Genomic DNA, 11,078 nt, shown 5'->3' with positions numbered 1-11,078 from the left:
ATCCATTTCTGGCATGGAAATATCCATAAAAATCAAATCAGGCTTGAAGCTGTCAAAGAGGCTTAACGCCTCATGCCCGTTATTTGCAAAGACAAGATCAATGCTGAGGTCTTTTACCATCTTGCGAAAGACCAGCTGGTTTGTCCGATTGTCCTCAGCTGCCAGCACACGCATCATCTGACCGGCTTTGGGTCCGGGCACCGCGTCGGGGGCTGACTGCGCTGATTTCTTTGGACCAGACAAATTCTGCAAATTGCGATAGAGTTCAGCCCGCAACAAAGGTTTCTGCATGACAGCCGCCAGATGCACCGCACCCGCGCCGTCCCGCGCCCCCGCAGGATTGGAAGAGAACAGGACAATCGGCAAATCATACCCCTGTTCACGAACCTGTTCCGCCAACTCTATGCCATTCATTTCCGGCATCTCATGATCGGTGATCAGCACATCATACCCGCTGTCAACGGCCAGTTCTGCCAATACCTCGGCACCCGAACGGCAAAGCTTTACATCCATGCCGCAAGTCGCCAGCTGCCGTTCAAGGATGGTACGGTTTATGAATTGGTCATCCGCCACCAAGGCACGTTTCAAGGAGACGGACACTTGCCTTGTGGTCTGATCCTCTGCCACCGGCAGAACCAAGCGGAACCCGAAACAAGAGCCTTTGCCAACCTCGCTGTCGACCCAAACGCTGCCGCCCATACATTCAATCAGGGCTGAACTCTATCGCAATTTGCAGAATTTGTCTGGTCCAAAGAAATCAGCGCAGTCAGCCCCCGACGCGGTGCCCGGACCCAAAGCCGGTCAGATGATGCGTGTGCTGGCAGCTGAGGACAATCGGACAAACCAGCTGGTCTTTCGCAAGATGGTAAAAGACCTCAGCATTGATCTTGTCTTTGCAAATAACGGGCATGAGGCGTTAAGCCTCTTTGACAGCTTCAAGCCTGATTTGATTTTTATGGATATTTCCATGCCAGAAATGGATGGCAAGGAGGCGGCCCGTGCCATCCGGGAAAAGGAAAAAGCTCGGGGCGGCCATGTGCCGATTGTGGCGCTGACAGCACATGCGATGGAAGGGGATGACACCTCCATTCTCGCGGCCGGAATTGATAAATACCTTACCAAACCACTGCGCAAAACGGCCATAACAGCTGAACTGGTCCAGCATTGTCCGGTCACAGCCCTGCCAGTTACAAAAACGCCGCTTCCCTGACACCAGCCTTTGCCGAAATCCTTGAGGGGCGGTATTACAGAAAATTTCTTGCCGGTTGCGTTCGCGCCGACCAGCGCCACCGAAAGACAAAGCCCAGTCCCTTTCGTCGTTTCAAAAAATCACTCTAGATTATCTGTCTGTAGATAATGACGTATGTCCGGCTCCCGCTTTGACTTCGCAATGTCGAAGATCTGCTGCATGAACGCGGCATCGATATAAGTCACGAAACGGTGCGGCTCTGGTGGAACTGTATTGGTCCGGTGTTCGCCGCTGAACTCTGGGGAAAACAGGTTGGCAACCTCAAGCGCATTCGAATTGGCATTGACATCCGGATAAAGTGGTCGTGAAAAATGGGGTGCAGCGCTATTTTTGGCGCGCGGTCGACCATGGATCGGGGGGGGGTGTTGAAAGCACTGGTACAAAACGGCGTGATCGAAATACTGCATTGAAATTTATCGGAAAAACAATAAGATGGCACGGCACTAGACATATGTTTGTGACAGGCAAACAAGACACTTGTCGCTGGTTCAACAATCGGACCGAGAATTCGCATCTGCCGCTTCGATGACGAGAACGTGCCGTTTAGCGGATCCGCAGCATAGAAACCTTGGAGAAATTTGTCGCTGTACGCGCCTCAGTCCAAAACCATTTTTAACCAAAAAAAGACATTTTTATAGCCGATTAAATTTCAAGCTCAATCGAACCGATGCTCTATCGGGGTGACGCCAGCTTTGTTCCGCATAGGTTTGTGTCTATTATGGCAAGCTGAAACAGGTTCGAATTTGTCTGACGCCACCCGCGCCGCTTTGGATTTTCTTACGCCCAAACCGATCAGAGGCTTTTTGCATCTCAGGCCATCTCTTCATCAAGCCATATCGATAGAGATCTCCGCGCGTTTCACAAGAAGGCTTCCAGATGGCCGAAACCGGTGCTGAAACTTTGGCAGGTGGCATTACTTCGACTGGACCGACAAAGCTGAAGCCGTATCGACCCGTATGAGTGCTTCACTAATACGCTTGCCCGTATCCACGATTATAAGATTCCCTATGTCCAAGATCTGCAGCGATAGACAGGTTTGGATGATGGCACGATTCGTCGCAATTTCTTTAAATTGGTTACTGATTGGAAAGGAATTGACCGTACTGTCGGTTGTGTGGGTGCAGAATGCCCCTCGATAATGATGGGTTGCCAATGCGAATGTTGCTATCCGCGCTTTTCACTTTCCTTGCGGCGCATGGGGTCTTTGCTGGGCGTGGTGCGGCCACCACTTCCACGTTATGTGAAGCGGCGGCGCAATATGCGGCGGCGGAGACGGGGGTACCGCTCTCTATTCTACGCGCTGTTACGCTTGCCGAAACCGGGCGCACAAACCGCCAGAACAACCGGTTTACCGCATGGCCATGGGCCGTGCAGTCCGGAAACAAGGGTGACTGGTTCGCTGACGCGCCTTCAGCGATTTCATATGTCAACGGGTTGATCGAACAAGGCACGCGCAATATTGATGTCGGCTGCTTTCAGCTGAATCTACATTGGCACGGCAAAGCGTTTCCAAATATAGAAACGATGTTTTCTCCACGCGAAAATGCTCTCTATGCAGCGCAGTTTTTGCAACGCCTTTATACTGAGACCGGCGATTGGCGTCAGGCGGTTGGACACTATCATTCCCGCAAAGCGCCAAGGGCCCAAGCCTATGTCAGTCGTTTGGAAACCTTGTTTGAAACGCACCTTGCGGCCTCTCAGCCCGCCCGGCATCCACCAGCGCGGAAGGCCAATCCAGTGCCAAGCCGATACGGGTTGGTCGGCGCGCGCGGCCCTCTTATTAATATGGGCCGAACATCGCGCCCTGTGATTGGAGGATTGCAATGAATACTCTTAACCTACGCATGATTTTCCAACCGACCATCTTGCTTGCGCTGGCATTGATGGCGGTTATCGTCATGATGGTCCTGCCCGTACCCTCCTGGATGCTGGACATCGGGCTGTCTATCTCATTCGCCTTGGCGATCTTGATGTTCACGGTCACCCTGTTTATTCAACGCCCGTTGGAATTTTCAGCGTTTCCAACCATCTTGCTGGCGTCACTGATGCTGCGGCTGGCACTGAACGTATCGTCGACAAAACTGATTATTGGCCAAGGGCATACAGGCACGTCGGCTGCCGGGAATGTGATTGAGGGCTTTGCCAATTTCATCATGGGCGGCTCTGTTCTGCTGGGGGTTGTGACCTTCTGCGTGCTTTTGATCGTGAACTTCATGGTTATCACCAAGGGTGCAGGCCGCATGGCCGAGGTTGGTGCAAGGTTCGCGTTGGACGGGATGCCCGGCAAGCAGCTTGCGATTGACAGCGATATGTCGGCCGGTGCCATTGACCACGCCGAGGCCAAACGCCGTCGTGAGGATGAGCTGGCGGAAACGAATTTCTTTGGTTCTCTCGACGGTGCCTCAAAGTTCGTGAAAGGTGATGCAGTCGCGGGGTTGTTGATTACATTGCTCAATATTGTCATGGGACTGGTGATGGGCACCTTGGTCCATGGCATGCCGCTTGGTCAGGCCTTTGAGACATATGCCATCTTGACCATCGGTGACGGGCTTGTCAGCCAAATTCCGGCTGTTGTCATCTCTATCGCCGCCGCACTTTTGTTGGCGCGTGGCGGGGCAGTCGGCGCGGCAGACGTATCCTTTTTTGCGCAGCTGGGTCGTTACCCGGGCGCACTAGCAACCGTGGCATTCTTGCTGGCGCTGTTCGCACTGGTGCCCGGCTTGCCTTTTCTTCCCTTCATGACTGGTGCGCTCATACTGGGTGGGGCTGCCTATTGGGTTGCGGGTGCCGCTGCACGACAGCCCTCAGAGGACGTTGAAACCCCTGCACCCGCTGCGGAAAAGCGCCTTGGTGATGTCCTTGATTTTGATGATATCCACATTGAATTTGCACCCGATCTTGTGGCGATGGTACTGGACCCGGCAACAGGTCTTGACGTCCGGATTGCGAATATGCGCAACCATATCGCCAGTTCTTTCGGTCTGATCCTGCCTGAGATTCGCTTGACCGATGAAGCTGCACTGCCGCCGGGCACTTACCGCATTCGATTGCAAGGCGTCGAGCAAGTCCGCGACCGGCTGTTCCCTGATCGGGTTCTTGCCTTGCTGTCCGATGACCTGCCTGCGCCAGACGGGATGGATGTTCGCGAACCGGTTTACGGCGCGCCGGCCCGCTGGATTCCCCCTGACGCGCAAGAGGACGCCTCGATTATCGGCTTTACCGTTGTTTCTCCGACAGAGGTTTTGGCGACGCATTTGCTTGAAGTTCTCAAGAACAATCTGTCTCGTCTGCTCAGCCTGCGCGGTCTGCGCCGGTTAATGGATGAATTCGTCAACCTTTCCGACCCCGTTCGCGCCGAGGCAAACCGCCGCTTGCTGGATGAACTTGTGCCCGACAAGGTGCCCGTCGACCTTTTGCTTGCCGTTTTGCGACTGCTTCTGGAAGAGCGTGTATCCATTCGCAACCTGCCGCTGATCCTGGAAGCAATAGCAGAGGCCCGCGGTATGGGTTCCCCGGAAACAATCGTTGAGCATGTTCGCCAACGGCTGGGGTTCCAGCTGGTCGCGGGCCTGCGCCGTGAAGACGGTACTGTCCCCTTGATCCAGCTTGCGCCCGAGTGGGAAACCCAATTTTCCACCTATCAAATTGATGGCGAAAAGGGACAGCGCGATGTTGCCCTTCCACCAGAGCAATTCAACCGCTTGGCAAACAATCTTGCCGAAAAGCTTAACAAAGCGGCTGAAACCGGGGTGCAGCCTGCCCTTGTCACCTCTACTCTGCGGCGCCGGTTTCTGCGCACCGTTTTGGGGACCAAAGGGTTAACGACGCCGGTTCTTTCTTACGACGAAATCGGGTTGGAAGTGCGGGCCGCGATGATAGGGCAAGTTCCCGTATGACCGACTTGCTGAACGGTCTACTTGCCGCGACAAACCAAACGGAAAGTTGGCTTTGGGCCACTTTTCTGGTTTTCGTCCGGGTGGGCGCTGTGATGGCGCTGCTCCCTGCATTTGGTGAGCAATCCGTTCCTCAGCGTGTTCGCCTAGCCTTGACTGTTTGCTTTACAATGATCATTGCGCCCGCCGTCGTCGCACAGGCGCCTGGAATAGAGGAGGGTTTTACACTCCCGCTTGCGACAGAGGCTGTTGCGGGTTTGGCGCTTGGAATCGGGTTCCGAATGTTTGTGTTTGCCCTTCAAATCGCCGGGACGCTGGTCGCGCAATCGACCTCTCTCTCGCAACTCTTTGGCGGGCAAGGTGCGGAACCACAGCCTGCAATATCGCATGTTTTTGTGATGGCGGGCCTAGCGCTGGCAGTCGTATCGGGCCTGCATGTTCGCGTGGCCGAGGTCTTGATCCTCTCCTATAATGTGCTGCCCTTCGGTGTCTTTCCCGACAGCTCCATCATGTCGGATTGGGGTGTCTCGCAGATACGCACGGCCTTTTCCTTGGCGTTTTCAATGGCGGCCCCCTTTCTTGCGGCATCGGTGATCTACAATATCGCGCTTGGTGTCATCAACCGGGCTATGCCACAATTGATGGTGGTTCTTGTTGGCGCGCCTGCGCTAACCTTGGGCGGCCTTGTTTTGATGGCAGTCGCGACACCCCTTATGTTGAGCCTTTGGATGACTGCATTTGATGCATATCTTGCCAATCCATATTTGGTGGCACCATGAGCGAGGATCAAAGCCCCTCCGAAAAAGAACATGAGGCGTCACAGAAAAAGCTGGATGATGCCCGAAAAAAAGGGGAAATTCCGCGATCGGCCGATCTGACAACTGCGGCATCCTATGCGGGTTTTTTGTTGGCGGGGATGACCGTTGGCGGGACGGCCCTGATCAAGGCAGGGGAGGCCGGCGCTGTGCTACTGGGGCAGTCTGACCGTCTGTCGACCATGATGAAAAATGGTGCAGGCGGCAGTATTGGCGGCATCATCCTTGCGTTTGCCACCGCCCTTTCGGCTTTTTTCCTGCTGCCCTTTATGACCGCGTTGTTGATGGTCATTGCGCAGCGGGCCATGCTGTTTGCTCCGTCAAAGCTGGCGCCGAAACTGAACCGTATTTCAATAATCTCGGGCGCCAAAAACAAATTTGGCCGAAAAGGGCTGTTTGAATTCGCAAAAAGCGCCACCAAACTGTTTGTGATCGGCTTTTTACTGTTCAGCTTTCTTAAGTATGAGGCAGAGGGGATCTTGCGCATGATGTATCTTTCACCGGCTTTGTCGACGGCGATGCTCATGGAAAAAGTGATCCGTTTCTTGGCATTGATAACACTTATCGCATTGTCCATCGGCGGGATCGACTACTTTTGGCAGCGGGCTGAGCATATGCGCTCCAACCGCATGTCGCGCAAAGAGATGATGGACGAGCACAAGAACTCCGAAGGCGATCCCCACATGAAGGCAAAGCGCCGACAAAAAGCGCAGGAAATCGCCACCAATTCCATGCTTGCCGATGTGGCACTTGCCGATGTGATTGTCGTTAACCCCACACATTACGCCGTCGCGTTGAAATGGGACAGAAAATCGCGGCGTGCGCCCATTTGTGTGGCAAAGGGCGTGGATGAAATTGCGGCCCGTATCCGGGAAAAAGCGACCGAGGCGAATATTCCCATCCACCCCGATCCACCGACAGCACGTCTGCTTTACGCCAATCTGAAGATCGGGGACGAGGTCCATCCGGAACAATTCCGCGCTGTTGCTGCCGCCATCCGCTTTGCCGAATCTATGCGCAAAAAAATGCGCGCCGCGCCAAGGAGATCGCCATGAGCTCTCTCAAACGTTTGCAAAAACTAAAGGCGCTTTCCGATATGATCTTTGATCAGCATCTGTCCACGCTGCAGGTTTGCGCGGCGGCCCGCGCGACCAGCCAGCAGCGTCTCGAAGGTTTGCGCGTCAAGGAAACCCCGGCAATGGACCCGATCGCCCAAGCGCAAACCATGCTGCGATATGAACAATGGGCAGATGCCCGCCGCGCCGAGATCAACATTACACTTGCCCGTCAGACTGCAGAATGGATGGAGGCGCGCAAAGATGCGCAGCGCGCATTCGGTCGGGCGCAGGTATTGGGCCAATTGCAAGACAAGCTTGGCAAGAAACCCTAGTTGCGATCTGCATCACGCACCTTCAAATCCGGTCAAGGTACTGGTCAGATTATCGCCAAGCTCTTTGCACAGATACCCGCCTTCTTGCACGAAAAGGGTTGGCAGGCCCAGACCGGCAATTGCAGCACCAATTCGACCAAACCCCTCGGTCGTCACGGCAAGTCCCTTGAACGGGTCATCAACAAATGCATCCAGACCCAAGGCAACCACCACCGCATCCGCGCCAAAACTGCGGATTTGCTGCAAGGCCACATCCAATGCCGCCAAATAGCCCGCATCATCCGTGCCCCGGTCTAAACAAAGGTTGAGGTTGTATCCCAATCCGGCACCCTCACCCCGTTCATGGCCATGACCCCAGAAAAACGGGTAAAACCGTACAGGATCAGCGTGGAGCGAGACTGTCAACACGTCGCGCCGATGGTAGAAAATGCCTTGGGTGCCATTACCGTGATGGACATCCACATCCAGAATTACGGGCCGCTTTCCCTGCGACAAAAGCCTTTCAGCCGCGATGGCTGAATTGTTCAAAAAGCAAAACCCCCCTGCAAGATCACCAAAGGCATGATGCCCCGGCGGACGTGACAGCGCATAGACGGCGCGTTCGGTTTCCAAAAGATCCGCACCCGTGATCGCAGTCTGGGCTGACCAGTAGGCGGCCTCCCATGTGCCGCTTGCAATAGGGCAAGCAGTATCGGCTTGGTGAAAACCCGCCTGCCCAATCGCGGATTTCGGATAGCTATCCGTCCGGTTCGCAGGGTGAATATTGGGGATTACCTCCGCGCCGGCACCCTCAATCCGCTGCCAACGCGTATAGATATTTTGCAAGAATGTCAGATATTCCGCCGAATGGATTGCCGCAATCGGGCCAAGCCCTGCATCCTTAGGGGCCTGCACTGTACAATCCGCAGCCTTGGCGCCGGCCAAAAGCCGGTCAATCCGTTCCGGCTGCTCGGGGTTGGGCAAGAGCGCCCCGTTGGCCATAAAATTCTTGGGCTGATGCTTCCACTGCCGATCGTCAAATATCGCTTTCATGGCTGTCCTTTCAGGCGATCCAGTGCCGCCCCCTGCAAAATCATATTGGTTTCGTCCTGGGCGACAAATCCCGCCCGCTCGTAAAACGCCCGTCCGCGCGTATTATCGTCATAAACCGAGAGCTTTATGAAAACTGGGCGCCATTGCTGCAAAGCCGCCGACAACAAGCGTTGGCCCAAGCCTTGCCCCCGCGCCTCGGCCGAAACCCAAAGATCGGAAACATAAAGCCCGACGCCACCCCGCGTCGTCGAAAACAAAGGCGTCGCCAAAAGCGCGCCCTTTGGGGCCTCATCTACCGCCAGAATGGCCCGCCACAAAGGCGCGGCCGCCGTCAATGCCGCAAGGCTGGCCATATGCTGATCGCCCAAATCCTGCGAAAGCTGGGCAAGAGCCTGATGCAGCATAGGGATATCAGCCTTGGTGACAGGGTAAATACGCATCACATCGTCGTCCGGTCGGCGCCTTTTAATTGCAGTATCGCGCGCGCCTCTGTTGGTGTGGCAACTTCGCGGCCCAGCTCTTCGACGATGCGGCGGATCTTGGTGACTTGTTCGGCATTGGATTTCGCCAAAACACCGCGTGAGATCATCAAGCTGTCTTCCAGTCCGACACGCACATGTCCGCCCAAAATCGCCGACATGGTGATCAGCGGGATCTGGTGACGACCCGCCGCAAGCACCGAAAACGTGTAATCCTGCCCGAAAAGCTTATCCGCGATCAGCTTCATATGTGTCAGGTTTTCAGGGTCCGGCCCGATCCCGCCCAGCACGCCAAAGACAAACTGGATAAACAGCGGCGCCTTCACCAACCCGCGATCTACAAAATGACGCAGCATATAAAGATGGCTGACATCATAGCATTCAAACTCGAAGCGGCCACCGCGCTGCGCGCCCATTTGTTCCATCACATGCGCCATATCGCGGGGTGTGTTTTTGAAAACCAGATCGTCGGAATTCTCCAAAAACGGCTTTTCCCAATCAAATTTCCAGTCGGTAATCCGGTCGGCTGCGGGATAAAGCGCGAAATTCATCGTGCCCATATTCAACGAGCACATCTCGGGCGCGGCCAGTTTCGGGGCCGCAAGCCTTTGGTCCAACGTCATCGTGGCGCTACCGCCGGTCGAGATATTGATCACCGCATCGGTGGCTTGTTTGATCCTTGGCAGGAAAGCCATGAAATGTTCCGGCGCGGATGACGGTCGGCCATCCAGCGGATCGCGGGCATGCAGATGCAAAATCGCGGCACCCGCAGCGGCGGCATCCACGGCGTTTTCTGTAATCTCATCCGGTGTGATCGGCAGATAAGGCGACATCGACGGGGTGTGAATGGATCCCGTCACCGCACAGGTGATAATGATTTTTGACATCTCAAGCCACCTTTGCGGGCAGTTCGGCCATATATTGCGCAAGGGAACGGTCGAGGATCTCGGTGATCTCATCAACCTGTGTCTCGGTTGTGATCAGCGGCGGGCAGACAAGGAAGTGATCGCCCGAGGTCCCACCTCGCGTGCGCCGCGAATAGATGATCAACCCGTTGTCATAGGCAATATCGACCAGCCGCGCATGGGCATTCAGCGCCGGATCAAGCGGTGCTTTGGTCGCGCGGTCGGCCATCAATTCAAACGCGGTCATCAGGCCCTTGCCCCGCACATCCCCGATCAGGGCGTAGCGTTGCATCAAGCCTTCCAGCCGGTTTTGTAGCACCTCACCCATCCGCGCCGCATTGCCCACAAGGTCACGCTTGGCGATCTGGTCCAGCACCGCCGCCCCCGCCGCACAGGCCAAAGGGTTGCCCGCATAGGTGAAACCATGGATGAAACCGCCGCTTTGCATCACGGCCTTAACAATATCATCCCGCGCAACCATTGCCCCCAAGGGCGCATAGCCAGAGCCGAAACCCTTGGAGAGCGCGATCAGATCCGGCACCGTGCCCCAATGTTCGGCGCCAAAAAACCGCCCCGTCCGGCCGCCGCCTGTCATCACCTCATCATGGATCAATAACACACCATATTGGGTACAAATCTCACGGATCCGCTGCATATAGCCCGCAGGCGGCACCAATGCCCCGGTAGAGGCCCCGCCGACAGGTTCCACCACAAAGGCCATAACGGTCTCGGGGCCTTCTTGCAAAATAGCCGCCTCCAGCATGTTGGCGTAATGCAGGCCCGTCGCCGGATCATCCGCATCCAAACCGTCAAGATAGGCGCGCGGCGCGGGAATTTTCGGCATCCGCTGCATCATCGGGTCAAAGGGGGCCGCCATCGGCGCATAGCCGGTGATCGCCAAAGCGCCCAAGGTACAGCCGTGATAGGACGGATAGCGCGAAATCACCTTGTACCGTTGCGGCTGGCCCTGCGTCACCACATATTGCCGCGCCAGTTTCAACGTGCTTTCCACCGCCTCGGACCCGCCGGAAACAAAGAACACCTTGTTCAGACCTTCAGGCGCAAGGGCGGCGGCTTTGCGCGCCAGATCCTCAGAGCTTTCGGTCTGAAAATGCAGCCGGTAACCGAATGTCGACTTGTCCATCTGCGCGCGCATCGCCGCCAGCACGTCAGGGTCGGAATGCCCGAGGTTCGACACCATCGCCCCCGACGACCCGTCGATATAGCGTTTACCATCGACATCCCACATATAGATGCCCTGCGCCCTGTCCAGCATCGGACGGGGCGATTTGGTCTGATAGAACAGGTTTGACAT

The 11,078-nt window shown here is 55.7% G+C and carries 10 protein-coding genes and 2 pseudogenes; 7 read left to right on the top strand and 5 right to left on the bottom strand.

The window, feature by feature from the left end; all coding sequences use genetic code 11:
- Nucleotides 1–699: response regulator (locus AKU94_RS13635; protein WP_157056553.1), on the bottom strand; the 699-nt coding region annotated here is incomplete at its 3' end.
- 7 nt (nucleotides 700–706) lie between these two features.
- Here AKU94_RS13635 and AKU94_RS13630 point away from each other — a divergent pair.
- The 7 genes and pseudogenes from AKU94_RS13630 to AKU94_RS13605 all read left to right on the top strand — a co-directional run.
- Nucleotides 707–1,210, top strand: a pseudogene (locus AKU94_RS13630) (response regulator); the annotation flags it as partial.
- 128 nt (nucleotides 1,211–1,338) lie between these two features.
- Nucleotides 1,339–1,933: pseudogene (locus tag AKU94_RS20925) on the top strand (DDE-type integrase/transposase/recombinase).
- Between the two features lie 684 nt (nucleotides 1,934–2,617).
- The gene (locus AKU94_RS13625) at nucleotides 2,618–3,076 is read left to right on the top strand and encodes a transglycosylase SLT domain-containing protein (protein ID WP_198144908.1); all 459 of its coding nucleotides are present in this window, start codon (nucleotides 2,618–2,620) and stop codon (nucleotides 3,074–3,076) included.
- Entirely contained in the window at nucleotides 3,073–5,145 is a 2,073-nt protein-coding gene (gene flhA, locus AKU94_RS13620; protein ID WP_050527817.1) for a flagellar biosynthesis protein FlhA, read from the top strand. Before AKU94_RS13625 ends, flhA begins: the two co-directional genes overlap by 4 nt.
- 5 nt (nucleotides 5,146–5,150) lie before the next feature.
- Nucleotides 5,151–5,921 (top strand): flagellar biosynthetic protein FliR, encoded by a 771-nt coding sequence (locus AKU94_RS13615; RefSeq protein ID WP_408633702.1) that lies wholly within the window; start codon nucleotides 5,151–5,153, stop codon nucleotides 5,919–5,921.
- Nucleotides 5,918–7,012: an EscU/YscU/HrcU family type III secretion system export apparatus switch protein gene (locus AKU94_RS13610; protein WP_050527815.1), complete on the top strand. Its 1,095-nt coding sequence runs from the start codon at nucleotides 5,918–5,920 to the stop codon at nucleotides 7,010–7,012. The genes AKU94_RS13615 and AKU94_RS13610 overlap by 4 nt, the downstream gene beginning before the upstream one ends.
- On the top strand, nucleotides 7,009–7,347 hold the full coding sequence (locus AKU94_RS13605; RefSeq protein WP_050527814.1) for a hypothetical protein: 339 nt from the start codon (nucleotides 7,009–7,011) through the stop codon (nucleotides 7,345–7,347). Before AKU94_RS13610 ends, AKU94_RS13605 begins: the two co-directional genes overlap by 4 nt.
- A 12-nt stretch (nucleotides 7,348–7,359) precedes the next feature.
- Here AKU94_RS13605 and AKU94_RS13600 read toward each other — a convergent pair whose 3' ends face one another.
- From AKU94_RS13600 to AKU94_RS13585, 4 genes are read right to left on the bottom strand one after another with little or no spacing between them, the layout of a single operon-like run.
- Nucleotides 7,360–8,379, bottom strand: coding sequence for a histone deacetylase family protein (locus tag AKU94_RS13600; protein ID WP_050527813.1), 1,020 nt, complete (start codon nucleotides 8,377–8,379; stop codon nucleotides 7,360–7,362).
- Nucleotides 8,376–8,819 carry a GNAT family N-acetyltransferase gene (locus tag AKU94_RS13595; RefSeq protein WP_050527812.1) on the bottom strand — a complete coding sequence of 148 codons (444 nt, stop codon included), beginning with the start codon at nucleotides 8,817–8,819 and terminating at the stop codon, nucleotides 8,376–8,378. Before AKU94_RS13595 ends, AKU94_RS13600 begins: the two co-directional genes overlap by 4 nt.
- Entirely contained in the window at nucleotides 8,819–9,745 is a 927-nt protein-coding gene (locus AKU94_RS13590) for a BKACE family enzyme (protein ID WP_050527811.1), read from the bottom strand. The genes AKU94_RS13595 and AKU94_RS13590 overlap by 1 nt, the downstream gene beginning before the upstream one ends.
- Before the next feature lies 1 nt (nucleotide 9,746).
- Entirely contained in the window at nucleotides 9,747–11,078 is a 1,332-nt protein-coding gene (locus tag AKU94_RS13585) for an aminotransferase family protein (protein WP_050527810.1), read from the bottom strand.

It is taken from the genome of Pseudorhodobacter aquimaris, from assembly GCF_001202025.1.
Classification (GTDB): domain Bacteria; phylum Pseudomonadota; class Alphaproteobacteria; order Rhodobacterales; family Rhodobacteraceae; genus Pseudorhodobacter; species Pseudorhodobacter aquimaris.
The sequence above is the reverse complement of the archived record's forward strand: the minus strand, read 5'-3'. Positions and strand labels throughout refer to the sequence as shown.